The organism is Sphingomonas sp. PSPC2-2 (genome assembly GCF_049897725.1).
GTDB lineage: Bacteria > Pseudomonadota > Alphaproteobacteria > Sphingomonadales > Sphingomonadaceae > Sphingomonas.
The window spans coordinates 244,517-268,920 of the sequence record NZ_JAFCWU010000004.1 but is presented as its reverse complement, the minus strand read 5'-3'; the positions used below and the strand labels follow the sequence as shown (position 1 = coordinate 268,920).

General features: G+C 63.9%; 30 protein-coding genes and 2 tRNA genes. 10 read left to right on the top strand and 22 right to left on the bottom strand.

Going from position 1 to position 24,404, the window contains the following annotated elements:
• The 11 genes from ACP7BY_RS09575 to ACP7BY_RS09525 form a co-directional block, all read right to left on the bottom strand.
• Positions 1–171, bottom strand: a complete 171-nt coding sequence (locus tag ACP7BY_RS09575; RefSeq protein ID WP_156142946.1) for a hypothetical protein — start codon at positions 169–171, stop codon at positions 1–3.
• Positions 168–836 carry a complex I 24 kDa subunit family protein gene (locus ACP7BY_RS09570; RefSeq protein WP_033963262.1) on the bottom strand — a complete coding sequence of 223 codons (669 nt, stop codon included), beginning with the start codon at positions 834–836 and terminating at the stop codon, positions 168–170. The genes ACP7BY_RS09575 and ACP7BY_RS09570 overlap by 4 nt, the downstream gene beginning before the upstream one ends.
• Entirely contained in the window at positions 836–1,174 is a 339-nt protein-coding gene (locus ACP7BY_RS09565; protein WP_033963263.1) for a nuclear transport factor 2 family protein, read from the bottom strand. Before ACP7BY_RS09565 ends, ACP7BY_RS09570 begins: the two co-directional genes overlap by 1 nt.
• A complete protein-coding gene (locus tag ACP7BY_RS09560; RefSeq protein WP_033963265.1) occupies positions 1,171–2,406 on the bottom strand; it encodes an NADH-quinone oxidoreductase subunit D in 1,236 nt (411 codons plus the stop codon). Before ACP7BY_RS09560 ends, ACP7BY_RS09565 begins: the two co-directional genes overlap by 4 nt.
• The gene (locus ACP7BY_RS09555) at positions 2,403–3,230 is read right to left on the bottom strand and encodes an NADH-quinone oxidoreductase subunit C (protein ID WP_033963270.1); all 828 of its coding nucleotides are present in this window, start codon (positions 3,228–3,230) and stop codon (positions 2,403–2,405) included. Before ACP7BY_RS09555 ends, ACP7BY_RS09560 begins: the two co-directional genes overlap by 4 nt.
• Complete coding sequence (locus tag ACP7BY_RS09550; RefSeq protein WP_010402589.1) at positions 3,227–3,769, bottom strand: NuoB/complex I 20 kDa subunit family protein; 543 nt, start codon at positions 3,767–3,769, stop codon at positions 3,227–3,229. Before ACP7BY_RS09550 ends, ACP7BY_RS09555 begins: the two co-directional genes overlap by 4 nt.
• Positions 3,760–4,134 carry an NADH-quinone oxidoreductase subunit A gene (ndhC, locus tag ACP7BY_RS09545; RefSeq protein ID WP_010402587.1) on the bottom strand — a complete coding sequence of 125 codons (375 nt, stop codon included), beginning with the start codon at positions 4,132–4,134 and terminating at the stop codon, positions 3,760–3,762. Before ndhC ends, ACP7BY_RS09550 begins: the two co-directional genes overlap by 10 nt.
• 283 nt (positions 4,135–4,417) lie before the next feature.
• Entirely contained in the window at positions 4,418–5,230 is an 813-nt protein-coding gene (locus ACP7BY_RS09540; RefSeq protein ID WP_033963272.1) for an inositol monophosphatase family protein, read from the bottom strand.
• Positions 5,231–5,373: 143 nt separating this feature from the next.
• Complete coding sequence (gene efp, locus ACP7BY_RS09535; RefSeq protein ID WP_126847269.1) at positions 5,374–5,937, bottom strand: elongation factor P; 564 nt, start codon at positions 5,935–5,937, stop codon at positions 5,374–5,376.
• A gap of 37 nt (positions 5,938–5,974) precedes the next feature.
• A complete protein-coding gene (locus tag ACP7BY_RS09530; protein ID WP_137902345.1) occupies positions 5,975–6,565 on the bottom strand; it encodes a M23 family metallopeptidase in 591 nt (196 codons plus the stop codon).
• Positions 6,566–6,568: 3 nt separating this feature from the next.
• Entirely contained in the window at positions 6,569–7,585 is a 1,017-nt protein-coding gene (locus tag ACP7BY_RS09525; RefSeq protein ID WP_033965768.1) for a L,D-transpeptidase family protein, read from the bottom strand.
• Between the two features lie 79 nt (positions 7,586–7,664).
• On the opposite strand from ACP7BY_RS09525, the gene ACP7BY_RS09520 reads away from it, so the two are divergent.
• Together ACP7BY_RS09520 and ACP7BY_RS09515 are read left to right on the top strand one after the other, a co-directional pair.
• On the top strand, positions 7,665–8,210 hold the full coding sequence (locus ACP7BY_RS09520; RefSeq protein ID WP_033965794.1) for a DUF882 domain-containing protein: 546 nt from the start codon (positions 7,665–7,667) through the stop codon (positions 8,208–8,210).
• A gap of 59 nt (positions 8,211–8,269) precedes the next feature.
• Positions 8,270–9,349: a potassium channel family protein gene (locus tag ACP7BY_RS09515; protein WP_033965767.1), complete on the top strand. Its 1,080-nt coding sequence runs from the start codon at positions 8,270–8,272 to the stop codon at positions 9,347–9,349.
• A gap of 7 nt (positions 9,350–9,356) precedes the next feature.
• Here the strand turns inward: ACP7BY_RS09515 and thiE are convergent, their stop codons facing one another.
• From thiE to ACP7BY_RS09495, 4 genes are read right to left on the bottom strand one after another with little or no spacing between them, the layout of a single operon-like run.
• Positions 9,357–10,040, bottom strand: coding sequence for a thiamine phosphate synthase (thiE, locus tag ACP7BY_RS09510; protein ID WP_033965765.1), 684 nt, complete (start codon positions 10,038–10,040; stop codon positions 9,357–9,359).
• A complete protein-coding gene (locus tag ACP7BY_RS09505) occupies positions 10,030–10,518 on the bottom strand; it encodes a hypothetical protein (protein WP_231565209.1) in 489 nt (162 codons plus the stop codon). The genes thiE and ACP7BY_RS09505 overlap by 11 nt, the downstream gene beginning before the upstream one ends.
• Before the next feature lie 5 nt (positions 10,519–10,523).
• Positions 10,524–11,195 (bottom strand): O-methyltransferase, encoded by a 672-nt coding sequence (locus ACP7BY_RS09500; RefSeq protein WP_033965764.1) that lies wholly within the window; start codon positions 11,193–11,195, stop codon positions 10,524–10,526.
• A gap of 5 nt (positions 11,196–11,200) precedes the next feature.
• Positions 11,201–12,109 (bottom strand): class I fructose-bisphosphate aldolase, encoded by a 909-nt coding sequence (locus ACP7BY_RS09495; protein WP_033965763.1) that lies wholly within the window; start codon positions 12,107–12,109, stop codon positions 11,201–11,203.
• Positions 12,110–12,239: 130 nt separating this feature from the next.
• Here ACP7BY_RS09495 and ACP7BY_RS09490 point away from each other — a divergent pair, with 130 nt between their 5' ends.
• Complete coding sequence (locus ACP7BY_RS09490) at positions 12,240–12,755, top strand: TlpA family protein disulfide reductase (RefSeq protein WP_033965762.1); 516 nt, start codon at positions 12,240–12,242, stop codon at positions 12,753–12,755.
• Here ACP7BY_RS09490 and ACP7BY_RS09485 read toward each other — a convergent pair whose 3' ends face one another.
• From ACP7BY_RS09485 to gap, 3 genes are read right to left on the bottom strand one after another with little or no spacing between them, the layout of a single operon-like run.
• Complete coding sequence (locus tag ACP7BY_RS09485; protein ID WP_171010437.1) at positions 12,756–13,949, bottom strand: phosphoglycerate kinase; 1,194 nt, start codon at positions 13,947–13,949, stop codon at positions 12,756–12,758. It abuts the gene before it with no gap.
• A 5-nt stretch (positions 13,950–13,954) separates the two neighbouring features.
• On the bottom strand, positions 13,955–14,413 hold the full coding sequence (locus ACP7BY_RS09480) for an MOSC domain-containing protein (RefSeq protein WP_137902346.1): 459 nt from the start codon (positions 14,411–14,413) through the stop codon (positions 13,955–13,957).
• Positions 14,413–15,423 (bottom strand): type I glyceraldehyde-3-phosphate dehydrogenase, encoded by a 1,011-nt coding sequence (gene gap, locus ACP7BY_RS09475; RefSeq protein ID WP_033965760.1) that lies wholly within the window; start codon positions 15,421–15,423, stop codon positions 14,413–14,415. Before gap ends, ACP7BY_RS09480 begins: the two co-directional genes overlap by 1 nt.
• Positions 15,424–15,621: 198 nt before the next feature.
• Here gap and ACP7BY_RS09470 point away from each other — a divergent pair, with 198 nt between their 5' ends.
• The 4 genes from ACP7BY_RS09470 (at position 15,622) to ACP7BY_RS09455 (ending at position 17,098) form a co-directional block, all read left to right on the top strand.
• On the top strand, positions 15,622–15,807 hold the full coding sequence (locus ACP7BY_RS09470) for a hypothetical protein (RefSeq protein ID WP_029622315.1): 186 nt from the start codon (positions 15,622–15,624) through the stop codon (positions 15,805–15,807).
• Positions 15,807–16,094 carry a cell division protein ZapA gene (locus tag ACP7BY_RS09465; RefSeq protein WP_033965759.1) on the top strand — a complete coding sequence of 96 codons (288 nt, stop codon included), beginning with the start codon at positions 15,807–15,809 and terminating at the stop codon, positions 16,092–16,094. The genes ACP7BY_RS09470 and ACP7BY_RS09465 overlap by 1 nt, the downstream gene beginning before the upstream one ends.
• Positions 16,095–16,334: 240 nt before the next feature.
• On the top strand, positions 16,335–16,889 hold the full coding sequence (locus tag ACP7BY_RS09460; protein ID WP_033965791.1) for a 5-formyltetrahydrofolate cyclo-ligase: 555 nt from the start codon (positions 16,335–16,337) through the stop codon (positions 16,887–16,889).
• The gene (locus ACP7BY_RS09455) at positions 16,886–17,098 is read left to right on the top strand and encodes a DUF2842 domain-containing protein (protein ID WP_033965758.1); all 213 of its coding nucleotides are present in this window, start codon (positions 16,886–16,888) and stop codon (positions 17,096–17,098) included. The genes ACP7BY_RS09460 and ACP7BY_RS09455 overlap by 4 nt, the downstream gene beginning before the upstream one ends.
• A 23-nt stretch (positions 17,099–17,121) precedes the next feature.
• Here ACP7BY_RS09455 and ACP7BY_RS09450 read toward each other — a convergent pair.
• From ACP7BY_RS09450 to ACP7BY_RS09440, 3 genes are all read right to left on the bottom strand, one after another.
• A tRNA-Asp gene (locus ACP7BY_RS09450) sits at positions 17,122–17,198 on the bottom strand.
• A gap of 171 nt (positions 17,199–17,369) precedes the next feature.
• Positions 17,370–17,446, bottom strand: a tRNA-Asp gene (locus tag ACP7BY_RS09445).
• Between the two features lie 45 nt (positions 17,447–17,491).
• Positions 17,492–18,706, bottom strand: coding sequence for an AI-2E family transporter (locus ACP7BY_RS09440; RefSeq protein ID WP_033965757.1), 1,215 nt, complete (start codon positions 18,704–18,706; stop codon positions 17,492–17,494).
• 54 nt (positions 18,707–18,760) lie between these two features.
• Between ACP7BY_RS09440 and ACP7BY_RS09435 the strand changes: the two genes are divergently transcribed.
• A complete protein-coding gene (locus ACP7BY_RS09435; protein WP_137902347.1) occupies positions 18,761–20,227 on the top strand; it encodes an FGGY family carbohydrate kinase in 1,467 nt (488 codons plus the stop codon).
• 45 nt (positions 20,228–20,272) lie between these two features.
• Positions 20,273–21,247 carry a CPBP family intramembrane glutamic endopeptidase gene (locus tag ACP7BY_RS09430; protein ID WP_033965756.1) on the top strand — a complete coding sequence of 325 codons (975 nt, stop codon included), beginning with the start codon at positions 20,273–20,275 and terminating at the stop codon, positions 21,245–21,247.
• A gap of 4 nt (positions 21,248–21,251) precedes the next feature.
• Here ACP7BY_RS09430 and ACP7BY_RS09425 read toward each other — a convergent pair whose 3' ends face one another.
• Positions 21,252–22,952 carry a class I adenylate-forming enzyme family protein gene (locus tag ACP7BY_RS09425; protein WP_137902416.1) on the bottom strand — a complete coding sequence of 567 codons (1,701 nt, stop codon included), beginning with the start codon at positions 22,950–22,952 and terminating at the stop codon, positions 21,252–21,254.
• A gap of 182 nt (positions 22,953–23,134) precedes the next feature.
• On the opposite strand from ACP7BY_RS09425, the gene ACP7BY_RS09420 reads away from it, so the two are divergent.
• Positions 23,135–24,367 carry a serine hydrolase domain-containing protein gene (locus ACP7BY_RS09420; RefSeq protein ID WP_033965755.1) on the top strand — a complete coding sequence of 411 codons (1,233 nt, stop codon included), beginning with the start codon at positions 23,135–23,137 and terminating at the stop codon, positions 24,365–24,367.
• The last annotated feature ends 37 nt before the right edge of the window (positions 24,368–24,404 follow it).

Below are 24,404 nucleotides of genomic sequence, written 5' to 3'. Positions count from 1 at the left end.
TTACTTGCCCCCCCCGATCCGCTTGTTGCCGGTGAGCGCGAGATAGATCACCACGCCAAGCCCGATCACGACCAGCGGCCCGAGCAGCGACAGCGTCAGCCGCAACACCCAGCCCGCGACCACGATGCCGCCGATGATCGCCAGGATCAGTATGATGGTGTTTTTGTTCATGCCCATTCCCCGCGATAATCGTGGTTCTCGGCAACCATGTCCTTGAGCGAGGTCGGCCCGCCTGCCGGGCAGCTATCGCGGCGCCCGGTCTGCGACCCCGCCGTCACCGGCTTGCCCTCGGCCAGCGCCTCGAGCAGCGCGATGGTCTTGTCGTAATCCAGATCCTCGAAATTATCGTCGTTGATCTGCACCATTGGAGCATTGGCGCACGCGCCCAGACACTCGACCTCGGTCAGTGTGAACAGGCCGTCCGGGGTGGTATGGCCCTTGGACAGGCCCTTATTCTTGCACGCCGACAGCACGTCGTCGCTGCCGCCCAGCATGCACGGCGTCGTGCCGCACACCTGAACGTGATAGCGGCCGACCGGTGCCATGTTGAACATCGTATAGAAGGTCGCGACCTCATACACGCGCATGTACGGCACGCCGATCTGCCGAGCGACGAACTCGATCACCGGCACCGGCAGCCAGCCTTGCGTCTGCGTCTCGGCACCAACCTGGCGCTGCGCCAGATCGAGGAACGGGATCGAAGCCGATTGCTCGCGGCCCTTGGGATAGCGACCGAGGATCTCGTTCGCTTTCTTCTGGTTTTCCTCATTCCACGCAAACGCGCCCCAGCGCGCGCGGGTCTCGGCTTCGTCAGGAATTTTGGGCGCGTCGGCCATTAGCGGATGAACTCCACGCGGGCGACCTTGTCGCCCTCAAACGAATAAAGGGACATGACTTCGAACTGCTCGCCACCGGGACCGCGCGAGACGTTTTCGTGCAACACCACGGTATCGCCCAGGACATAGGACGACAGCACTTCGGCACGGTTCTCGGGATATTGCGTGAACATCGCCTTCAGCCCTGCGCGAACACCCTCCTGCCCGTCGCGTACCACGGCACCGCGGTACATTGCCTCGCACGCATCGCCGGTCATTTCCGCGACGTAGCCGTCCGCATCCTGCGCGTTGTACAGCGCGATCATGCGATGCGCGGTGGCGAGACGTGCGCTGCTCACCGGTCGCACTCCCCGAACACGATATCCATCGCGCCCAGAATGGCGGTCGTATCAGCCAGCATGTGGCCCTTCGCCATGAAGTCCATCGCCTGCAGATGCGAGAAGGCGGTCGGGCGGATCTTGCAGCGATACGGCTTGTTGGTGCCGTCCGCGACCAGATACACGCCGAACTCGCCCTTCGGGCTTTCGGTCGCGACATACACGTCGCCTGCGGGCACGTGATAGCCTTCGGTGTACAGCTTGAAGTGATGGATCAATGCTTCCATCGAGCGTTTCATCTCGGCGCGCTTGGGCGGCACTACCTTGCGGTCGAGCGACGCGATCGGCCCCTCCGGCATATCGCGCAAGCACTGCTTCATGATCCGCGCCGACTGGCGGACTTCCTCAACGCGCACCATGAACCGGTCATAGCAATCGCCGCGCGTGCCGACCGGTACGTCAAAATCCATCTTGGCGTAAACATCGTAAGGCTGCGACTTGCGCAGATCCCACGCGATACCCGAGCCACGGATCATCGGACCCGAAAAGCCCCACTTGATCGCATCGTCACGGCTGACCGTGGCGATATCGACGTTGCGCTGCTTGAAGATGCGGTTGTCCGCCACGAGCGAGATCGCGTCCTCGAACAGTCGCGGCAAACGCGTATCGAGCCAGTCGGCGATGTCGGTCAGCAGCTTCAGCGGCGCATCCTGGTGCACCCCACCCGGACGGAAATAGGCGCTGTGCATCCGCGCGCCAGAGACGCGCTCGAAGAAGTTCATGCAGTCTTCGCGGATTTCGAACAACCACAGGTTCGGCGTCATCGCGCCGACGTCCATGACGTGCGAACCGAGGTTCAACATGTGGTTCGAAATACGCGTCAGCTCGGCGAACAGCACGCGCAGATATTGCGCGCGAAGCGGCACTTCCAGATCGAGCAGCTTCTCGACCGCAAGCACATAGCTATGCTCCATGCACAGCGGCGAGCAGTAATCGAGCCGGTCGAAATAGGGCAGCGCCTGCGTGTAGGTCTTATACTCGATCAGCTTCTCGGTGCCCCGGTGCAGCAGCCCGACATGCGGATCGACGCGCTCGACGATTTCGCCGTCCAGCTCCATCACCAGACGCAAAACGCCGTGCGCGGCGGGATGCTGCGGGCCGAAGTTGATCGTGTAATTCTGAATCTCGACATCGCCGACCTCGGGATCTTCCCCGTCAAGGCGATGTTCGATTTGGTCGAGATAGTCGGTCACTGGTTCTGCCCCTTCCCGTTGGAGGGAACGACATCGGGATTGGCCGGCTTCTCGCCTGCGTCAGGGCCTGCCTTGCCTGCACCGGACTGCGCAGTGCTGTCCGTCGTTTTGGGCTGACTCGATGCCTGCTTGGGCGATGCGGCAGCATCGGCCTTGACGATTTCATCGGCCTTGAGCGGGGTCGGCGCGCCCTTTTCCTCAGGCAGCTTCGCCTTTTCGTCGCCGGGCAGCACATATTCCGCGCCTTCCCAGGGACTCATGAAATCGAAGGTACGGAAATCCTGCGCCAGCGCGACAGGCTCGTATACAACGCGCTTGGCTTCTTCCGAATAGCGCAGTTCGACATAGCCGCTGAGCGGGAAGTCCTTGCGCTGCGGATGACCACGAAAGCCGTAATCGGTCAGGATGCGACGGAGATCGGCATTGCCCGAGAACAGCACGCCGTACATGTCATACACTTCGCGCTCGAGCCAACCGGCAACCGGCCAGATGCCGGTTACCGACGGGACCGGCTTTTCGTCGTCGGTCTGCACATGCACGCGGATGCGGTGATTGCGAGTCAGCGATAGCAGGCAATAGACGACCTCGAACCGGTCGATGCCGCGATCGGGATAATCGACGCCCGCGATTTCCATCAGCTGCTGATATTCAAGACCGGGCGTGTCCCGCAGCGCGACCATTGTCTCGACCAGCGAGGCGCGATCGACATGCAGCGCGACTTCACCCACCGCCTCGACCGGCGCGAGCAATTTGGCACCGAGCGCGGTCCGCGCGGTGTCGATTACGCCATCATTGGCGACATAGGCTGGAGCGGGGGCCCTCACCGTTCGATCGTCCCGACACGGCGGATCTTCCGCTGAAGCTGCATGATGCCGTAGAGCAGCGCTTCGGCGGTCGGCGGACAACCGGGCACATAGATGTCGACCGGCACGATCCGGTCGCAGCCACGCACCACCGAATAGCTGTAATGGTAATAGCCGCCGCCATTGGCGCAGCTCCCCATCGAGATGACGTATTTCGGCTCCGACATCTGGTCATAGACCTTTCGCAGCGCCGGGGCCATCTTGTTGCACAGCGTGCCTGCGACGATCATCACGTCCGACTGGCGCGGAGACGCGCGCGGTGCCGCGCCGAAACGCTCGAGATCATAGCGCGGCATGTTGACGTGGATCATCTCGACCGCGCAGCAGGCGAGCCCGAAGGTCATCCACCACAGCGAGCCGGTACGCGCCCACTGGAACAGTTCTTCGGTCGAGGTGACGAGGAAACCCTTGTCGCCGAGTTCGCCATTGAGATCGTTGAAGAACGACGCGTCGGGCTGGACGATATCCTGACCGGACGGACGGATGAGTTCTACTCCCATTCGAGCGCTCCCTTCTTCCACGCATAGACCAGGCCGAGCGCCAGTTCGACGATGAACAGCATCATCGAGCCCCAGGCGACCCAGCCAAGTTTGAAGACCGACACGGCCCAGGGATACAGAAACGCCGCTTCCAGATCGAAGATGATGAACAGGATGGCGACGAGATAAAAGCGCACGTCGAACTGGCTGCGCGGATCTTCGAACGCGGGGAAGCCGCACTCATATTCGCTCAGCTTTTCGGGGGTCGGCTTGTGCGCGCCGGTCAGGCGGGCAACGATCATCGGCAGAAACACGAACGCGCTGGAGAGCGCGAGTGCCACGCCGAGGAACAGCAGGATCGGCAAATAGTGGGACAGGTCAACCAATGGGTTTCTCGCATGTGCGAACAGGTGTGCGTGGGCTTTAGGACGATGCACTTTGAGGGGCAAGGGTCGCGGGAGTGAGAATGAATCGCAACTAAAATCCTTCCCCCAAAGGACCGACGGTCTCGCCCATAAGCGCAGCCGGTGGCAGTCGGTTCTGCTCTTTATGGCTTTGTGTCTTCGTGCGAGCAAAAACAGCTTCTCGCACGAAGACACAAAGCCACGAAGCGATCGCGTTTGTGCTCGACTGTACCGCTCCCCTTCGCGTCGAGGGAGAGACGAAATTTTAGCGGAGTGCCCCCGCGAGCAGCTTGTGCAAACGCGATTGCAGCGCGTCGTTGGCCGCCAGGAATTCGCTGCGCTCCATCATGCGGTCGCCACCCCGGAAATCGGTGACGAAACCACCGGCCTCCTTGACCAGCAACAGCCCTGCCGCGACGTCCCACGGCTGCAGCGCCGATTCCCAATAGCCGTCATACCGGCCAGCGGCGACCCAGGCGAGATCGAGCGCGGCCGATCCCATCCGCCGGATCCCAGCGACTTCCGGCGCAATCGCACCGAAAATGCGGCTCCATTCGACGAAATTGCCGTGCCCCAGGAACGGGATACCCGTCGCGATCAGCGAATCGGCCAGGTCGCGGCGCGCCGATACGCGCAGCCGCTGCTCCTGCACCCACGCGCCGCGCCCCTTTTCGGCCCAGAACGCTTCGTCGGTGATCGGCTGATAGATCAGGCCCGAGGTGATCTCGCGCTTGCCATTGGGCATCGGCTCCTCGACCGCGATCGAAATCGCGAAATGCGGAATGCCGTGGAGAAAGTTGGTCGTGCCATCGAGCGGATCGACGATGAAGCGCGGCTTGTTGGGGTCGCCCGCGACCTCGCCGCGCTCCTCCATCAGGAAACCCCAATCGGGCCGCGCGCGCGACAATTCTTCATACAGCGTCTGCTCGGCGCGCTGATCGGCCATTGAGACGAAATCGGCCGGCCCCTTGCGGCTGACCTGCAACTGCTGAACCTCGTTGAAATCACGACGCAGGCGCGGGCCGGCCTTGCGCGCGGCGCGGTCCATGATCGTCATCAGGCCGGAATGGGATGCCATATTATTTCCTTCTATCCCTCTCCCCTTCAGGGGAGAGGGCAAGCGAGCGAAGCGAAGCGCGGGAGAGGGGCAGTGAGCGACAGCGCTCGATCCAGCCCCTCTCCCCGACCCTCTCCCCGCAAGCGGGGAGAGGGAGACATTAGTTAGTCGGCCCGCCGGACGTAGCTCTGTTCATAAACATCGACCACAATGCGCGTGCCCGCGCCAATGTGCGGCGGCACCATCACGCGCACGCCATTTTCCAGGATCGCGGGCTTGTAGCTGGACGAAGCGGTCTGCCCCTTCACCACGGCGTCGGCCTCGACGATCAGCGCCTCGATCGTGTCGGGCAGCTGCACCGAGATCGGCCGCTCTTCCCACAGCTCCATCACGACATCCATGCCATCCTGCAGGAAGGCGGCGGCATCGCCCAAAATGTCGGCGTCGAGCGAGATCTGCTCGTAATTGATCTTGTCCATGAAGGTCAGCGTGTCGCCTTCGCGGAACAGGAACTGGAAATCGACCGTATCGAGCCGGACCTTCTCGACGCTTTCCGCCGAGCGGAAGCGGACGTTGGTCTTGCGGCCGTCGATGAGGTTCTTCATCTCGACCTGCATATAGGCACCACCCTTGCCCGGCTGGGTATGCTGGATTTTCACCGTCTTCCAGATGCCGCCTTCATATTCGAGAATGTTGCCGGGACGGATTTCGACCGCGTTGATCTTCATGGGGGTGCCTGTAGTTGGAAAGAGCAAGGCGCGGCCTTTAGCCGGGCAAGGGCTGTCCGGCAAGATAGCGGTAGGGGTCGACATCCTCCCCTTCATACCAATGCTGCTCGGGCGTGGTGCGCGTCAGGCCGAAATGCAGGTGGAAATTGCCCGCACCGGCATTGCCGGTATCGCCGACATAGCCGAGCACCGTTCCAGCCGCGACACCCTGCCCCTCGTGCAGCCCCGGCGCATAGGCGGAAAGATGCGCGTAATAATACGTCCAGCGCCGGTCGGGCGAGCGGACATAGACGGTGGTGCCGCCCGCCGCGCTTGTGAACAGCTTCTCAACCGTACCGGACGCGGCTGCCAGCACTGGACTGCCCGCCGGAGCGGCAATGTCGGTGCCGTGATGCAGGCGCAGCCCATTCTCCCGCGGATCGCCCCAGGACTCGATGAGAGCGCCGCGCGCCACCCTTGCCACCGGAACGACCAGACGCGTGCCGGACGGGTTCCGTTCGGCCACAACCGGTCGCGTGGTGAGTCCCGCCGCCGTGCGCGGAGCGTCGGGCAACAATGCCAGCAAGGCGATCCACCCGGCCGCCGCGACGGCAATGACCAACAGCGCGATACGACCCAACCACCCCACGGATTATTCCTGGAACACAGCCGGCGTGCCCGGCTTGATCATCATCGCCAGCCGCGCCGCATCCCAATTGGTCAGGCGGATGCAGCCATGGCTTTCGGCCCGGCCGATCGTCTCTGGCGAAGGCGTCCCGTGGATGCCGTAATGCGGCTTGGACAGATCAAGCCACACCACGCCCACCGGCCCGTTTGGACCCGGTGGCAGCAACGCCGCCCTTGCGCCCTTCTTTGCGTCCCAGAACAGCTTGGGATTGTAGTGGAAGGGCGGATTGTAGGACGGCCCGAGGATCTTCCAGGTGCCGATCGGCAAGGGATCATGCTCGCTCCCCATCGTCGCCATGAACTGCGCGACCAGCTTGCCGTCCTTGTCCAGAACGCGCAGCACCTCCTCGGACTTGTCGACCACCACCTTGGCCCCCGTCGGCTGAGTCGAGTCGACGTTCAGGTCGCTGAGCGTCTGCCGCCATTTCTCGGGGAGCTTGGGATCATAAGCGTGGTCGGCGGCGATCGCGTTGGGCACGACGATCTTGCTGCCCGGCACCAGCCGGGTTTGCGGACTGTTCAATTCGAGCAAGACCGACGGCTTGGTGTGAAACATCTCGCCGAGCTTCTCCATCGGCGAGCGATATCCGAGCGTGGTCAGCCTCGCTTGCAGTTGCGGGTTCTTGGGTAGCGGATTGACGAACGGCCCGGCCAGCATGTCGGTGGTCAACGCGATCGTCTGGGTCGGCCGCCACTGCGCATAAGGATGCAGCGCGCGCAGCGTCGTCAGATCCATCTCGCCTGTTTGCGGCAGCCCGCACGTTTCCTGAAAGCCCTTGAGCGCCGCCACCAGTGATTTCCCGGCGCGCCCATCCAGCACGCCGGGCGAGAAGCCAAGATGATCGAGGATGACCTGCACATGTAACGTCGAAAGATCGAGCGCTGGAGTGTCCGTTGCGCTGATGGTTCCCACCGGCGCGGCCGCAACAAGGCCAAGCGATGCTATTGCCAGACAAGCCGATCCGGCCAAGGTTTTTCGCATCGCTTCAATCTCCTACATAGTAATCTAAGCAGACAAACGATTGGAATAGCGGCTTGTGTCCAGCGCGATGCCTCAAGCGATGATAGTGTCCCGACGCGCGATGCTTGGCGGCGCGCTGGTTGGCGGTGCGGCGCTTGCGCTTCCTTTTCCGGCGATGGCGGTCGGCACGGAATGGCGCCTCGCCATTCGCAACGTCCACAATAACGAAACCGTCGATGCGCTGTTCGCGCGGAACGGGACTTTCCTGCCCGAGGGGCTGGCCGAGCTGAACCATGGCCTGCGCGACTGGCGCACCGGTGAATCGACGGTGATGGACCGCCGTCTGCTCGCCTTGCTCGTACAGTTGCGCGACAAGCTGGAATTGAGCGGCGGCAGCAAGATCAATCTGATCTCGGGCTATCGCTCGCCCGCGACCAACGCCGCGCTCCGTGCCAAGGGCGGCGAACATACCGGCGTCGCCAGCCAGAGCCAGCATATGCTGGGCAAGGCGACCGACATCATGGTGCCCGGCGTGACGCTCGACCGGCTGCACGGCGCAGCTCTCGCTCTGGGCGGCGGCGGTGTCGGCTATTATCCGCGCGACGGCTTCGTCCATGTCGATACGGGGCGCGTGCGGCACTGGTAACCTTGCGCCGTTAATCGCCCACTGGACTTGCCCGTCCCGCTGGGCAACAGTCCTCCTCCGTGCGCAAGATCCTAGCCGACGCTGAAGCCGTTCTCGGCTCGCCTGCCAGAAATCTGATCACTATTCTCGGCTATGTCGGGCTGGTGATCGTCCTGGCGACACTCGGCTATATGGCGGCGGGGTGGAGCTTCGTCGACGCCTCGTACATGGTGCTGCTGACCGTCTTCTCGGTCGGGTATGATGAAGTCAGGCCGATCGACACCGGCTATTTGCACACCATCACGATCGCGACGATCGTGTTCGGATGCACCGGCATGATCCTGTTGACCGGTGCGCTCGTCCAGTTTTTCACCGTCCTGCAACTGCGCCAGATCCTGGGAGCCAACCGTATGCGCGCGCGAATCGACAAATTGTCCGGCCATGTCGTGATCTGCGGCTTTGGTCGCATCGGAACGATGCTGGCGCGCGACCTTGCCGAGGCGAACATGCCGCTGGTCGTGATCGAACGCAGCGCCGATCGCCTCGCCGAAATCGAAGCCGCCGGCCACCTGTGCATCGGAGGCGACGCGACCGAGGAAGAGATTTTGTTCGCGGCCGGGATCGACCGAGCACGTGTACTCTCGACAGTCCTGCCAGACGACGCGGCGAACGTTTTCATCACGCTCAGCGCGCGCAATCTCAACCCGACGCTCGAAATCATCGCGCGCGGCGAGGCCCCGACGACCGAACGCAAGCTGCGCCGCGCCGGGGCCGACCATGTCGTGCTGCCGACCCATATCGGTGCCGAACGCATCGCACGCATGGTGCTCTTCCCGAAAAGCGCGGATCTGGGATCGGACGCGGCGCTCAAACGCGCGCGCGGCGAACTCGGCGAAATGGGCCTGGATCTGGAAATCGTCTCGGCGCACGCCGGGTCGGCGATGTGTGTGTTGACCGTCGGCGAGGCCGAACGTCAGGCGGCCGGTGCGTTTTTCATCGTCCAGATCAAGCGCGGCGGTGCCGCCATCCTGCGGCCGTCCCCCGACGAGAAGATCCAGGTCAATGACGAGGTGATGGTGCTGGTGCGCGATGCCGGCACCACCGCCCGCAAGCTGTTCACCGCCAAGGCTGAAATCCGCGCCGGGCGGAACACCTACTGAAGCGCCATCAGGCGGCGAGCACGGCCTCGAACGCGCGTACCGCAGCCGCCTCGTCCCCGCCCCACACCGCGCCCGACACCGCGAGAAAATCTGCACCGGCGCGGATCAGCGGCGGCGCGTTGACCGGTGTGATACCGCCGATCGCGACGCACGGGATCTCGAACACCGTCGACCACCAGCTCAGCAGCACCGGATCGGCGACATGCTCGGTCGTCTTGGTGGTCGTCGGGTAGAAGGCCCCGAAGGCAACATAGTCGGCCCCCGCCTCGCCCGCTTCCATCGCGAGATGGCGGCTGTCGTGGCATGTGACGCCTATCTGCGCCGCTGGCCCAAGCTGCGCGCGCGCCTCACGCGGGTCGCCATCGCCCTGCCCCAGATGCACGCCGTCCGCGCCCAGCCGCTTGGCGAGCGCAATGCTGTCATTGACGATGAAGGCGACGTCGGCATCCGCGCAAATGCGCTGCAACGGCTCGGCGAGGGCCGCGGCGCTGTGCTGGTCGATGTCTTTCACGCGAAACTGGAACGCCGCGACCGGGCCTGCATCCAACGCGCGCTTCAGGCGATCGGGAAAGGTGCCACCGACTTCGAGCGGCGAAATAAGATAAAGCTGACAGCGCGGCCGACGGTCGTCGCGCTGGAATTGCACCGCGAAATCGGGGTCGAGCGGGCCTAGCGGGTCTTCACTGTTCATCCCTGCGCGATAGCGCGGTGATCGCGGCATGGAAAGCGGCGGGATCGTCCAGTTTGTGCGCAACCGCGTGGACCTGCCTGCCGCGCCGCGTCGGCACGGGCGGATCGAGGTCGATCACCACGCTCGGCCAACTCACCAAAGCAAGGTTCACCACGCCGCGCTGCTTCAGCGCCGCCGCATCCCAGGTCGCGCGCAAGCCCGCAATCTGGCCTACCGGAACCACGACCGACTTCAACAGGCCCGCCCGCAGCGTCAGCACGCCATCCGCAATCGTCACCGGCAGTCGCCGGAAGGAACGCAGCAACAGCGCCAGGCCGATCACCAGCGAAAGGTCGAGCACCCCCACGACCAGCGCAACCGTCCACCCGAACAGCGCGCCCACCACCAGATGCACCACGCACATCTCGACGATCGCAATACCGAGCAGTACGCCTATCATCGGCCCAAGGCTGCGATGATAGGCGAACTCTTGGGGCATCGCGTTCAGACGGCTCCCACCACGGCCAGCACGAAGCCATCCCATTTCTTCGCGCCAACGGTCTGCACCGCTGTGGCGCTCAGCCGTGGTTCGTCCGCGATCATCTTGAACAGCGCCCGCACCCCACGAACGCGCGAGTCCGCACTTGCCGGATCGAGCACCTCGCCGTCGCGCACCACATTATCGACCACGATCGTCGTGCCCGGTCGCGCAAGCGCCATAGCCGAGCGGACATAGGGGACACAATTTTCCTTGTCCGCATCGACAAACACCAGGTCGAACGGCGCTTCTCCCTGCGCGATCATCGCCTCAAGCGATAACAGTGCCGCGCCGACGCGGACTTCGACCCGTTCGCCAAGGCCAGCGCGCGCGATGTTGTCGCCCGCCACCGCCGCATGGTGCGGATCGATCTCCAGCGTCACCATTCGCCCGTCTTCGGGCAGGGCCCGCGCCAGCCAGATCGTCGAATAGCCGCCAAGCGTGCCAATCTCGAGGATGCGCCGCGCGCCGACCATCCGCGCGAACAGATGCAGCATCTTGCCCTGTGCGGGCGAGACATCGATCTGCGGCAGTCCGGCGGCGGCGTTGGCAGCGAGGGCTGCATCCAGCACCACATCGTCACCCAGCAAATGATCGACGATATAGCCGTCGACCGCCTCCCACGCCGCCCCGGACATCGGGTTTACTCCTCGCCCTTGTAGATCGCGATGATCTTGGCGAGCATCTCGAGCGCCTCGGCGCGCGGGCGCTGGAAGGTGTTGCGACCGATGATCGAGCCGTTGCCACCGCCATCGCGAATGTCGCGCGCGTCCTGATAGACCGCATCGGCACCCTTGGCCGCGCCGCCCGAGAACACCACGATCCGCCGCCCGGCAAAGCTCGCCTGCACGACATGGCGCACCCGGTCCGCCTGCTTCGACCAGTCGGTGCCCTCATAAAGGGGCTTGGCTTCCTTCTGCTCGATATGGTCGCTCGGCAGCTTCACCTTGATGATGTGCGCACCCAGCAACGCCGCCATGTGCGCGGCATAGGCACCGACATCGAGCGCCAGTTCGCCCGACTTGGGCAGGATGCCGCCGCGCGGATAGGACCAGATCACGGTGGCGATGCCGACCGACTTTGCCTCGGCCGAAAGCTCACGAATCTGCCCGATCATGTCGAACAAATCGTCCGAACCGGGATAGATGGTGAAGCCGATCGCCGCGCAACCAAGCCGCACCGCATCCTCGACGCTGCCGGTCACCGCCTGGTTCGCGCCCTGCGCCCAGCTGTTCGAGCTGTTGACCTTGAGGATCGTCGGGATCTGCCCGGCAAAGGTCTCCGCCCCCGCCTCCAGCATGCCGAGCGGTGCCGCATAAGCCGACAGGCCGGCATCGATCGCCAACTGATAGTGATAATGGGGGTCGTAGGCCGCCGGGTTGACCGCGAAGCTGCGCGCCGGGCCATGCTCGAACCCCTGGTCGACCGGCAGAATCACCAGCTTGCCGGTGCCGCCAAGCTTCCCCTGCATCAGGATGCGGGCGAGATTGGCCTTGGTTGCAGGGTTGTCCGACTCATATTTGTCGAGAATGGCCTTGACCTGTGGCGTCATCGGAAGCTCCCATTTCCTAAAGCGGTGTTGTTATGGCCGCGGGTGTTAGCGACCCCGATCCTCCGGGGCAACGCTTGACGCGCGCCTTGGGGCGCGGCACGCTCGCGGGCATCTCTGAGGGGGGAAAGCCATGCGCCGTTTTTCGAAAGTCGCACTGTCGGGCGCATTGGCGCTGGCCGCTGTCGCCTTGTTGGGCGCGGGCGGAGCGCCCAAGGTGGGTGATGTCGCGCCACCCTTCGAACTCACGCTGATCGATGGCAGCAAGGTCTCGTCAGACGCCTTGCGCGGCCAGGTCGTCGTGCTCAATTTCTGGGCCACCTGGTGCGGGCCGTGCAAGAAGGAACTGCCCACGCTCGATATGTATTACGAGCTGCAAAAAATCCACGGCCTCAAGGTGTTCACCATCGCCACCGAGGATTCGCTGCCGCTCTTCCAATTGAAGAAGCTGTTTGCGGTGATGCACATGCCCTCCGCACGCCGGATCAAGGGCAATTACCCGATCCTGAGCGGGGTTCCGACCAACTACATCATCGATCGCTCGGGCCATGTCCGCTACGCCAAGGCAGCGGCGTTCGATCTCGATTCGCTCAACGCCGAACTCGTCCCGCTGTTGCGGGAGCCGGCACCACCGACCCCGCAAAGCTGATCATCCGCGCGACAGCGCGGCGACACCGGGAAGGTCCTTGCCTTCCATCCACTCCAGGAACGCGCCACCGGCAGTCGAGACGAAGGTGAAGTCGTCCGCTGCGCCCGCCTGGTTGAGCGCGGCAACCGTGTCGCCACCGCCCGCCACCGAGACGAGCGAGCCGCTCTTGGTCAGAGCGGCGGCGGTCTTCGCCAGCGCAACCGTCGCCGTGTCGAACGGCGGCGTCTCGAACGCGCCCAGCGGCCCGTTCCACACCAGCGTCCGGCAATTCTTGAGCACATCGGCGAGTGCCTCGGTCGCAGCCGGTCCGATGTCGAGGATCATCTCGTCGGCGGCGACTTCATGCACATTGACGGTGCGGACCGGCGGGTTGGCGCGGAATTCCTTCGACACCACCACATCATAGGGCAAATGGATCGTGCAGTTTGCGCTGTCCGCTGCCTCGAAGATTTCCTCAGCCGTTCCGGTCAGTTCGTGCTCGCACAGCGACTTGCCGACATCGACGCCGCGCGCCGCAAGGAAGGTGTTGGCCATGCCGCCGCCGATGATGAGGTGGTCCACCTTGGTAACCAGATGCTTCAGCACATCGAGCTTGGTCGAAACCTTGGCCCCGCCGACCACCGCCGCCACGGGATGCTCAGGGTTGCCCAGCGCCTTGTCGAGCGCGTCGAGTTCCGCTTCCATCGCGCGGCCCGCAAAGGCCGGCAGCTTGTGCGCCAGCCCCTCGGTCGAGGCGTGCGCGCGGTGCGCGGCGGAGAAGGCGTCGTTCACATACAGGTCGCCCAGCGCCGCAAAGCGGTCGATCACCGCCGGATCGTTCTTTTCCTCGCCGCCAAAGAAGCGCGTATTCTCCAGCACGGCAATGTCGCCGGGCTGCAACGCCGCAACCGCTGCGGCATCGCCTTCCCAATCGACATAGGTCACCGGCCGACCGAGCACGACCGCATAAGGGCCAACCAGTTGCTTCAGCGACAGCTCGGCCGAGGGGACGCCCTTGGGGCGCCCGAAATGCGCGAGAATCAGCACGATCGCGCCCCTGTCGGAAAGCTCGGTCACCGTCGGTACGGTCGCGCGCAGCCGCGTATCGTCGCTCACCGCGCCGTCGTGCATCGGCACGTTGAGATCTTCGCGTACCAGCACGCGCTTGCCGCGCACATCGCCCATGTCGTCCAACGTCTTGAAGGCCCGCGTCATGTCCATCACTCCTCAAGAACCACAATTGCATCGCCGACGCGGATCGTCCCGCCGACCAGGACGCGCGAACACGCACCCCCGCGCCAATCTGGCAGCAGCGCCGCCTTCAATCCGGGGGCGAGCGCTTCCATGCGCTCGCACGGATCGGTTTCGCGCGTAATCATCAGAACTACCGTTTCGCCGATCCGCAGCCGCGTGCCCGGGGTCTGCGGTAGATCAAGCCCTTCGACCAGCAAGTTCGCACGGCGTTCGAACCAGGGCAGGCTGTGGCCGACCTCGGCCATTGCCGCGTCCCAATCAGCAAGTTCGAGCAGCGTGACTTGCCGCCGTCCCCTGCCACCGGGTTTGATCACCCCGCGAAAATCGCCGTGGAGACCGCCCTCCAGTGTCACGTCGACATGGTCGACGGTCTCCATCGGACCCTTCGGGCGGCCATGGCGGGCGATGCCCGCCAGAACCCCCATCAGAGGAACTTGCCCATTGCCCCCGCAGTGTCGACCATGCGGTTGGAGAAGCCCCATTCATTGTCATACCAGCTGACGACGCGCACCAGCTTGCCGTCCATCACGGCGGTCTCCAGGCTGTCGACCGTCGACGAGGCAGGCGTGTGAACGATGTCGGCCGAGACCAGCGGCTCGTCCGAGAAGACCAGCACGCCCTTCAGCGGGCCGTTCTCGGACGCTGCCTTCAGGATCGCGTTGACCTCTTCCTTGGTCGTGTCGCGGCTCGGCATGAAGGTCAGGTCGATGAGGCTGCCATCGGGGACCGGCACGCGGATCGCCGAACCGTCGAGCTTGCCCTTAAGTTCAGGCAGCACTTCGCTCACCGCGCGCGCGGCACCGGTCGTGGTCGGTATGATGTTCATCGCGGCAGCGCGCGCGCGGCGCAGATCGGGGTGGATCTGGTCGAGGATCTTCTGGTCGTTGGTGTAGGCGTGGACGGTGGTCATCAGACCGCGCTCGATGCCCAGCGCGTCGTTCAGCACCTTGGCAACCGGTGCCAGGCAGTTGGTGGTGCACGATGCGTTGGAAACGATCGTGTGCGCCGCTTCGAGCTTGTCGTGGTTGACGCCGTAGACGACGGTCAGATCGACGCCCTTGCCGGGTGCCGAGATCAGCACCTTCTTGGCACCGGCATCGAGATGCTTCTGGCAGCTCGCGCGATCGGTGAAGAAGCCGGTGCATTCGAGCACGATGTCGATGCCCTGCTCGGCATGCGGCAGATTGGCGGGGTCGCGCTCGGCGGTCACGCGGATGCGCTTGCCATCGACGACCAGGTCATTGCCCTCGGCTGACACTTCGCCCGGATATTTGCCATGGACCGAGTCGCGGCTGAACAGCCAGGCGTTGGACTTGGCATCGGCCAGATCGTTGATCGTCACCAGTTCGAGGCCGCTATCGCCCCGCTCGAGAATCGCGCGCGCGACCAGGCGGCCGATGCGCCCGAAACCGTTGATCGCTACCTTGATCGTCATAATGCTGGCTCCTTCAAGCGGCTGACCCTGTAGCAGCGCGCCACCGAGTCCTTCGAATGCGCGCGTCTTTGCGGGCGACAGGCGGGCACGTCAACCGCCCGCCCCGTTCCGCCCTCTTCATCGTGCAATCCGAACGGATGACACGAACTCGTCACAAATGCGCCTTGTCCCCGCCTCGCGCCATGCTATCTCGTGAGGATGGCAGACGTCCCTTATCCTGCCGCGCTCGACCGGATCGACCGTGCCCTCGCTCGTATCGACGCCGCAGCCCAAGCGCGGATAACCCACAGCCAAGTATTGGCCCGCCGCCATGAAACGCTGCGCACCCGCATGGCGGAAGCCATCGCCGCGCTCGACGCCATCCTGCAGCGCGAGGGCGAGTGATGGGCGACGTTACGCTGACAATCGGTGACCGTCGCCACACCGTGGCCTGTCCCGACGGGCAGGAAGATCAATTGCTTCGTCTCGGCGCATTGCTGGACGCGAAATGGGCCACCGCAGCGCGCGCGTCGGGCGGAATGAATGGCGAACGCACGATGCTGTTCGTCGCCCTGATGCTGGCAGACGCCCTGGATGAGGCGGAACGTCGCCCCGCCAAGATCCAGGACGAGGTCCTGCTCACGCGCATCGCCGAACGGCTCGAAGCGCTCGCCACATCCCTTGAGCAATAGCGCACAAGCGCCTATATCGGTCGGCGGCGGGCACTGCCCGGTACGAGCCTTTATTATCCCTGAGGCTATTCATCATCCAAGGGGGCTGTCCCTGCCCGGGCCCTGGCCCGACGCACATGGTCCCCACCTGACGTACCGTGCGTCAGAGGATAACCCGGCACACGGCCACGGCGGTCCCGCCACCCCGCTTTCCCGTGGCGCTCAGGCCACGCATTGGCCATCGCCGGACGAGAGACCGTGATGCAGACCACGATCGACAAGCGGGCGTTGCGCGCGCGGATTCGCGCCGAGCGCGACCGCTTTTTCGGCCAATCCCCCGCACCGATCGCGGCACCGGCGGCCTTGCTTGCGCTGCTGGAACCGGGGCGGATCGTTACCTCCTACATCCCCATCGGCAGCGAAGCCGATCCCCAACACCTCGCCGCTGCGGCACTGGCCGCAGGCTGCCGTCTGGCTTTGCCCCACATAACCACGCGGGAAGCGCCCATGCGCTTTCTGGGCTGGGATGGGTACTCGGCGCTTGTCGAGGGCCGGTACGGGCTCTCCCAGCCTCCCAGCGACGCGCCAGAGGTAGTCCCCGACATCATCCTCACGCCGTTGCTGGCGTTCGACGCGAAGCTCGATCGGCTGGGGCAAGGTGCGGGCTATTATGACCGCGCCTTTGCGACGTTTCCCGACGCTTGGCGGATCGGGGTTGCGTGGAGCGTGCAACAGGTCGAGTCCTTGCGGACCGAAGCGTGGGACATGCCGCTCCACGCCGTCATCACCGAATGTGGATGGATTCCCCGACCATGACCCCAAGTTGGCGTAAACCCGTCGGGATGCTGGCGATTCTGGTGTTGATCGGCGTGTGGTGCATCCTGGTTGCCAGCCTGTCTCGCCTGGTCGGCGGCTGGCATCCATTGTTGCAGGCCGCATTCTATCTGATCGCTGGCATCGCCTGGATCTGGATCCTGCCGATGCGGCGCATGCTGGCGTGGATGGAGACAGGGAAATTTCGCTGATTCCCCCTGGGCATGAAGGGGAATGGCGCGAGTGACGGGGCTCGAACCCGCGACCTCCGGCGTGACAGGCCGGCGCTCTAACCAACTGAGCTACACCCGCTTGAGAAGCGAGAGGCGCGGCTCCTAAGCGACGCCCCCTACCCTGTCAATGACCTCAGGAGAACACGATACGATTGTTCGTCGAACGTTCAACACTAATGCCTGAACCCAGGCTGCAGGACGTCAAAAAATTGAGGGGATATCGCGGCCTTCCCAAGCAATTTGCGGGGAATGGCGCGAGTGACGGGGCTCGAACCCGCGACCTCCGGCGTGACAGGCCGGCGCTCTAACCAACTGAGCTACACCCGCTTGAAAAGCGTGAGGCGCGGCTCCTAAGCGACGCCCCCTAGCCTGTCAACGCTCCGTTTCACTTTCTTCGAAAGAAGCATCGACGCGGCCGCGACGCGGTCGGGTCAAGGTGCCGTGTTCAAACAGAAAACCTGCAATATCCGGCTTGCCTGCTGCCCCCAGCACGGTCTGGATGATGATCAGCAAGGGCACCGCCAGCAGCGTGCCCGCCGTGCCCCACACCCAGCTCCAGAAACTGATCGACACCAAAATCATGATCGGGTTGATGGTCAAGCGATGCCCGACAATCAACGGCGTGACCGCATTCGCCTCGATCAAATGGCACCCGATCATCACAAAGGCGGGCACAAGCGCGACCCAGATGTCGTGGAAGGTCATCAATCCCCCCAGCGCGAGTAGCAACGCCGCCGTGATCGGGCCGAAATACGGGACGTAGTTGAGCAAGGCGACGATCCCCCCCCACATCAACGGATAGGGCATTCCCATCACCCACAACACGCCGGCGATGATCAGGCCGAAGGACAGGTTGATGATCGTAATCGTACCAAGATAGGCCGACGTATCGTCCACGACATCCTGAATGACCCGCGCCGTCGCCATTGCCCCGCCGAAGCTGGCGCGGCTGGTGATCGTCTTCTTGCGTAGCCCGGTCCAGCCCGAGAGGAAGAAGAACACCACCAGGATCCCGAAGAACACCTGCACGATCACCGATGGCGCAAAACTCGCGGCGAGCTCCAAGATCGAACTCGGCGGTGCGACTGCAGTGGTGGCCGGTGCCCGGACCGGCCCCGATGCAGCCAGATGTTGCACCGTGCGATTGAGATAACGCTCGAAACTCGAATAGAAATCGATCAGGGGCGCGATGTTCATCTGGATCCGGTCGATCCGTTCAGGCAAGCGACGAAAAAATTCCGTCGCGGGAACTACGATCGCCGCCAGCGCAACGTTTGCCGCGACCAGAAACAACAACACACAAATCAACGCAGCGAGCGCAGACGGCACGCGCCGTCGCTCAAACCATTCCAGAACAGGAACCAAGGCGATCGCGATCACCAAAGCGGCGGTGGTTGGCAGAAAGAACTCGGCCCCTGCCTTCAACGCAAAGGGCAGCGCCAATGCCAGGCCCACGCCGGCGATCAGCGTCAGTGCGGCCAACAGGCGATCGCGCCGCAATCCAATGCGACGTTCCTCCTCAGTGTCATGCGCACGCGTCGCGGTCAGGCCGAACGCGTCGCTCTTGCTTTCATCCCGATCTGCCATGTCCCGTTCCTAGCGGCATTCCCTCGCCGCGCAAACCGCGCTAGCCCTTGTCCCATGTCAGACCTCATTCTCGTTATAGACGAAGGCACGACCTCGACGCGTGCCATGGCTTTTCGCCTCGACGGCAGCTGTGTGGCGACGGCGGGCGCAGAACTGACCCAGCATTATCCCGAACCCGGGCGAGTCGAGCACGACGCGTCCGAGATCTGGACAAAAACCCTCGCGGTCGCCCGCACGGCGATAGAAAAAGTGGGGGGTGCCGAAAAGATTGCCGCGATCGGCATTACCAACCAGCGCGAGACGATCGTGTTCTGGGACCGCGAAACGGGCGAACCGCTTGCCCCCGCGATCGTCTGGCAAGACCGGCGTACCGCAGCGACCTGCCGCTCGCTGAAAGAGGCGGGCAATGAGCCGATGGTGCAGGCCAAGACCGGCCTTTTGCTCGACCCGTATTTTTCGGGGAGCAAGATCGGCTGGGCGATGGCGCATTGGGATGCCGTAAAAACCGCCGGATCGCGACTCGCTGTCGGCACGGTCGAAAGCTGGCTGATCTGGAAGCTGACGGGCGGCCTGCACATCACCGACGCCACCAACGCCAGCCGCACCGCGCTGATGGCGATCGGCAGCGGCCATTGGGATGACGGACTGATCGAGCTGTTCGGTGCCCCCCGCTCGGCCTTGCCCGAAATCGTCGATTGCGCCGGGCATTTCGGTGAAACCCGGTTGTTCGGCGCGCCCATCCCGATCTGCGGCATCGCCGGGGATCAACAAGCGGCAACCATCGGCCAATCCTGCCTCGAGATCGGCGAGACCAAGGCGACCTTCGGCACCGGCGCATTTGTCCTGAGCCAGGCCGGGCCGATCCCGCCGACCTCGCGCAACCGGTTGCTCTCCACGATCGTGTGGCAGATTGACGGGCGACGCGCTTATGCGCTGGAGGGCTCGGTATTCGTCGCGGGCAGCTTGATCAAATGGTTGCGCGACGCGGTCGGCCTGATCGGCACCGCTGCGGAAACCGAGATACTGGCGCGCAGCGTTCCCGACAATGGCGGAACCTTCCTCGTACCGGCCCTCTCCGGCCTGGGTGCGCCGTGGTGGGAACCCGAAGCGCGCGCCGCCATCTCGGGCTTAAGCTTTTCGACCGGCAAGGCGCATATCGTGCGCGCCGCGCTGGAGGCGATGGCGCATCAGGCGCACGACCTGAAAACCGCCTTTGCTGCGGACGGCGTCGACTGGGCGTGTGTGCGGATTGATGGCGGGATGGTCGCCAATAACTGGATGGCGCAGGACATGTCCGACATTCTCGGGGTCAATGTCGAGCGCCCCAAATTTGCCGAGACAACCGCACTGGGCGCGGCGATGCTGGCGGGAGTCGGCTGTGGCCTTTTCGCCAATCTGGCAGAGGCCAGCGCGATGCGTGGACACGTTGAAACCTTCACCCCGCAAATCGCCGAGCAGACCCGCGTCGACCGACTCGACGGGTGGTGCCGCGCGGTCCAGCGGGTTATCGCGCCGAACTGATCGACCGCCTACCACGACACGCCCAAAATCGCCGGGGGGACCTTGATGACCGACGCCGACACCGCTCAGCCCCGTGACCGGGGACTCCGCCGCATTTTCATCGGTAACGACGGGCTACGTGCGGGGTGGAGTCTGCTGCTGTTTTGCCTGATCCTGACCGTGCTCACGATCGGCGCGGTGGCTGCGGCAACCTTTATCAACGGAAAGCCTCCCCACCCCCCTTCAGGTGCGCCGCAAGGCGTCATCCCATCGATCAAGGGCGAAGCGCTCACCTTCGCGGTGCTGCTCGTCACCTCTTGGCTGATGTCGCGGATCGAGCGTCGCCCCTTCGCTGCTTATGGCCTGCGCCGGGAGCGCGCTGTGCCCGATCTGCTCACCGGCATGGCCTGGGGCATTGCCATGCTGTCGCTGCTGGTGGGAATGCTGACGCTGTCCGGCGCGCTGGTGTTCGACGGCTTCGCGATCGGCGGCAGTGCGGCGCTGGGGTATGGCGCGGCGTGGTTCTTCGCCTTCTGCCTGGTCGGCCTGTTCGAGGAATTTCTGACCCGCGGTTTCCTGCAATACACGCTTGCGCGGGGTGTCGCGGGAATTGTGCGCGCCGTGGCTCCCGCCAGCAAAAACGCCCGCACGATCGGGTTCTGGGTGGCGGCACTGGTCTTCTCGGTCGGGGTTTTTGCGGGCGGGCATCTCGCCAATAAGGGCGAAACGGCGATGGGGCTGGTCAGCGTCGCCCTCGCCGGGCTCACCTTCGTCTATGTGCTGTATCGCACCGGGTCGCTGTGGTGGGCGATCGGCTTCCACGCAACGTGGGACTGGGCGCAATCCTTCCTGTATGGCGTGCGCGATTCCGGGCTGGCGATGGAGGGGCACCTGCTTGCCTCGCACCCGGCCGGGGCCGCGTTGCTTTCGGGCGGCGAAACCGGGCCGGAGGGGAGCATCCTGGTGGTTCCCACGCTGCTGCTGACGGTGTTTATCATTCACCGCACGCTGCCGCGTCGCGCGGCCGCGTTCGACGCCTGATCGCTCAGGCGGCGGCGCGATCCTCAAACAGGCCCTTAAGGTCCTTCTTCAAGATCTTGCCGTTGGCATTGCGCGGCAGCGTTTCGGGAACGAAGCGGATCGCCACCGGCGTCTTGAACACCGCCAGCCGCTCGCGCACCCACGCCTGCAATTCCGCCTCGGTTGCGGTCGTACCTGGGGCAAGGTGGACCACCGCCGCCGGTTCCTCGCCCAGCGTGCGGTGCGGGATGCCGATCAGCGCGCAATCGGTCACCGCCGGATGCGCATAGAGCACGTTCTCGACCTCCGATGAGTAGATGTTCTCGCCGCCGCGGATGATCATGTCCTTGGCGCGATCGACGATATAGACGAAGCCTTCCTCGTCGAGCCGTGCGAGATCGCCGGTGCGCACCCAGCCGTCGACGAAAGTGGCGGCGGTCGCCTCCGGCTTGTTCCAATAGCCTTTGACCACCATTGGCCCACGCGCCCACAATTCGCCGACCTCGCCGATCGGCAGCTCGGTGATACCGTCTTCGTCCATGATCTTGAGGTCGGCAACGGGCACCGGCGGCCCGGCGCTGGTCGGCCGCGCAAGATAATCCTCGGCACCGTGTCCGGTCACCGTCGCCATCGTTTCGGTCATGCCCCAGCCGTTCGACGGCAGCGCGCCAAATTCGGTGTAGATCCGCCGCACGAGCTCGGGGGCCGATGGCGCACCGCCATAAGCGATCATCTCCAGCGAGGAGAGGTCATATCGGGCGCGCTCAGGATGCTCCAATATCTGCCAGGCGATCGTCGGCACGCCGCCGGTGGCGTGAACCTTCTCCGTCTGAATGATCTCCATCGCGCGTACCGGATCCCATTTGCGCATGAACACCAACGTGTTGCCTGCCGCTATCGAACCCATCATCGTTGCGCTGCATGCCGTCACATGGAACATTGGGATGACGGTCAGATAGGTCCTTGGTTGCGGGTCGGGTACAGCTTCGCCACGCCGCACAAAGGCGCGTGCGCCGCCAAAAGCCGAACTGAGGATATTGGTCATCAAATTGCGATGCGTGCCGAGCGCCCCCTTCGGATTGCCGGTGGTGCCGCTTGTGTAGAAAATCGTCGCGTCGTCGTCGGTCGCAATCTCGATCGGGGGCAGTTCCGTGTCGGGCAATTGCGCATAGTCGTGCGGCGTGCCGATCAGATCCTCGAGCCGCTGTGCGCCGTCGCCGACCAGGCCCGGCGCGCGCGCCACGATCATTGTCTCCAATGCGGGCAAAGGCGGGGCGTGCGCCACCAACCGCTGATAGCGTTCGTTATCGACAAACAGCACACGGCACCCCGAATCATCGATGCCATATTCGAGCTCGCCTGCGGTCCACCACGCATTGAGCGGCACCACGATCGCACCGATGCTGGCGGCGGCGAAGAAGATTACCGGCCATTCGGGCAAATTGCGCATCGCCAGCCCGACACGGTCGCCCCTGCCGATTCCCATCGCGACCAGCGCATGCGCCAGCGCAGCCACCGCGCGAAAATTCGCCGCATAGCTGACGCGTTCATCCTCATAGACGGTGAACAGTCGCTCGCCATGCATCCGCGACGCGGCGATCAGCCACGCGAGCGACGGCGGCGCATGTTTCCACACCCGCGTCGGAATACCACCGATCGTCACCGTCTCGATCTCGAACTTGGTGCCAGCCGCCGTCAGCGCGGCGGTCGCCTGCGCCAGTGTCATTTTCGGCCATGCCGGATCGAGCACGACAAGCGGTTCTGTATCCACGATGCATCCTCTTCCCTAGCCGGTCGGCACGCCCGAGTTGAAACTCGGGTTTGCCAAAACCAGCGCTGATCGCAAGGTTAGTGTTGATTCATGCGTGACTCAAGGCAATAGGGGAATAGGACTTTCGAAGTGAGGGTATGGAAATCGCTATGGGCAGAACGATGCCGGAGATCGGACGATTCGACGCTGCACGGCTGGAGCGGATCGATACTTTCCTGAAGGAGCGCTATCTCGATTCCGGGCGGCTGGCCAATGCGCAGATCCTGATCGCACGCGGCGGCGACATCGCGCACTTCTCCTCGCAAGGGCCGGCGCGCGAGGGCGGCAAAAGCATCGACGAAGGGTCGTTGTTCCGCATCGCCTCGATGACCAAGCCGATCACCTCGATCGCCTTCATGATGCTGCTGGAGCAGGGCAAGGTCGCGCTCGACACGCCCGTCCATCACGTCCTGCCCGCGTTCAAGGGAGTCGGCGTGTACAATGGCGGCGGGGGTGGCGTGCCATTCCAGACCCGCCCGACCAGCGAGCCGATGCGGATGCTCGACTTGCTCCGCCACACATCGGGGCTGACCTACAGTTTCCAGAACCGGTCCTATGTCGACGCCGCCTATCGCGAGGGCAAAATCGAGAACTGGCACGGCAACCTCGATCTGGACGGTTTCATCGAAGCGGTCGCGAAAGTGCCGCTCGAATTTTCGCCCGGCGAGGCATGGAATTATTCGGTCTCGACCGATGTGCTGGGCGCGGTGGTCGAGAAGGTTTCGGGTCAGTCGCTCGCCGACTTCTTCCGCACGCAGATCTTTGCTCCGCTCAAGATGGACGACACCTTTTTCGCGGTGCCCGAAGACAAAATCGACCGGCTCACCGATTGCTACACCTTCACCCCCGAAAAGGGCCGCTTCCTGTATGACCGCGGCGAAGCGAGCGCGTGGAGCCGCCCGCCCAAGCTGGTGTCGGGCGGCGGCGGCCTGGTTTCGACCGCGCTCGATTATCATCGGTTTTGTACGATGCTGCTGAACGGCGGCGAGCTCGACGGCGCGCACATCGTCGGGCGCAAGACGATCGAACTGATGACGATGAACCACCTGCCAGGCGGCTCGGATCTGTCGAAAATGTCTAAGTCGCTGTTCAGCGAAACCGCCAATGCCGGCACCGGTTTTGGTCTGGGCTTCGCGGTCAACATCGATGTCGCGCGCTCGATGATTCCGGGTTCGGTCGGCGAATATTATTGGGGCGGGATGTTCTCGACCGCCTTTTTCGTCGATCCGGTCGAGCAGTTGTCGATGGTGTTCATGACGCAAATGAGCCCGAGCAATGTCTACCCGATCCGCCGCGAGCTGAAGACGTTGATCTACAGTGCGCTGACCTGATTTTCCGTCACCCCGGCCTTGTGCCGGGGTCCACTCA

Coding starts and splice junctions, on each gene's coding strand:
- ACP7BY_RS09500 (WP_033965764.1), bottom strand. CDS start 11,195: ATGTCCGGGGCGGCGTGGGAGGCGGTCGACGGCTATATCGTCGATCAT.
- ACP7BY_RS09435 (WP_137902347.1), top strand. CDS start 18,761: ATGTCAGACCTCATTCTCGTTATAGACGAAGGCACGACCTCGACGCGT.
- ACP7BY_RS09540 (WP_033963272.1), bottom strand. CDS start 5,230: ATGGCATCCCATTCCGGCCTGATGACGATCATGGACCGCGCCGCGCGC.
- ACP7BY_RS09550 (WP_010402589.1), bottom strand. CDS start 3,769: ATGGGAGTAGAACTCATCCGTCCGTCCGGTCAGGATATCGTCCAGCCC.
- ACP7BY_RS09490 (WP_033965762.1), top strand. CDS start 12,240: ATGCGCCGTTTTTCGAAAGTCGCACTGTCGGGCGCATTGGCGCTGGCC.
- ACP7BY_RS09425 (WP_137902416.1), bottom strand. CDS start 22,952: ATGACACTGGCGCAGGCGACCGCCGCGCTGACGGCGGCTGGCACCAAG.
- ACP7BY_RS09455 (WP_033965758.1), top strand. CDS start 16,886: ATGACCCCAAGTTGGCGTAAACCCGTCGGGATGCTGGCGATTCTGGTG.
- thiE (WP_033965765.1), bottom strand. CDS start 10,040: ATGAACAGTGAAGACCCGCTAGGCCCGCTCGACCCCGATTTCGCGGTG.
- ACP7BY_RS09465 (WP_033965759.1), top strand. CDS start 15,807: ATGGGCGACGTTACGCTGACAATCGGTGACCGTCGCCACACCGTGGCC.
- ACP7BY_RS09505 (WP_231565209.1), bottom strand. CDS start 10,518: ATGCCCCAAGAGTTCGCCTATCATCGCAGCCTTGGGCCGATGATAGGC.
- ACP7BY_RS09485 (WP_171010437.1), bottom strand. CDS start 13,949: ATGACGCGGGCCTTCAAGACGTTGGACGACATGGGCGATGTGCGCGGC.
- efp (WP_126847269.1), bottom strand. CDS start 5,937: ATGAAGATCAACGCGGTCGAAATCCGTCCCGGCAACATTCTCGAATAT.
- ACP7BY_RS09440 (WP_033965757.1), bottom strand. CDS start 18,706: ATGGCAGATCGGGATGAAAGCAAGAGCGACGCGTTCGGCCTGACCGCG.
- ACP7BY_RS09495 (WP_033965763.1), bottom strand. CDS start 12,109: ATGACGCCACAGGTCAAGGCCATTCTCGACAAATATGAGTCGGACAAC.
- ACP7BY_RS09480 (WP_137902346.1), bottom strand. CDS start 14,413: ATGGGGGTTCTGGCGGGCATCGCCCGCCATGGCCGCCCGAAGGGTCCG.
- ACP7BY_RS09470 (WP_029622315.1), top strand. CDS start 15,622: ATGGCAGACGTCCCTTATCCTGCCGCGCTCGACCGGATCGACCGTGCC.
- ACP7BY_RS09430 (WP_033965756.1), top strand. CDS start 20,273: ATGACCGACGCCGACACCGCTCAGCCCCGTGACCGGGGACTCCGCCGC.
- ACP7BY_RS09570 (WP_033963262.1), bottom strand. CDS start 836: ATGGCCGACGCGCCCAAAATTCCTGACGAAGCCGAGACCCGCGCGCGC.
- gap (WP_033965760.1), bottom strand. CDS start 15,423: ATGACGATCAAGGTAGCGATCAACGGTTTCGGGCGCATCGGCCGCCTG.
- ACP7BY_RS09525 (WP_033965768.1), bottom strand. CDS start 7,585: ATGCGAAAAACCTTGGCCGGATCGGCTTGTCTGGCAATAGCATCGCTT.
- ACP7BY_RS09420 (WP_033965755.1), top strand. CDS start 23,135: ATGGAAATCGCTATGGGCAGAACGATGCCGGAGATCGGACGATTCGAC.
- ACP7BY_RS09575 (WP_156142946.1), bottom strand. CDS start 171: ATGAACAAAAACACCATCATACTGATCCTGGCGATCATCGGCGGCATC.
- ACP7BY_RS09460 (WP_033965791.1), top strand. CDS start 16,335: ATGCAGACCACGATCGACAAGCGGGCGTTGCGCGCGCGGATTCGCGCC.
- ACP7BY_RS09520 (WP_033965794.1), top strand. CDS start 7,665: ATGATAGTGTCCCGACGCGCGATGCTTGGCGGCGCGCTGGTTGGCGGT.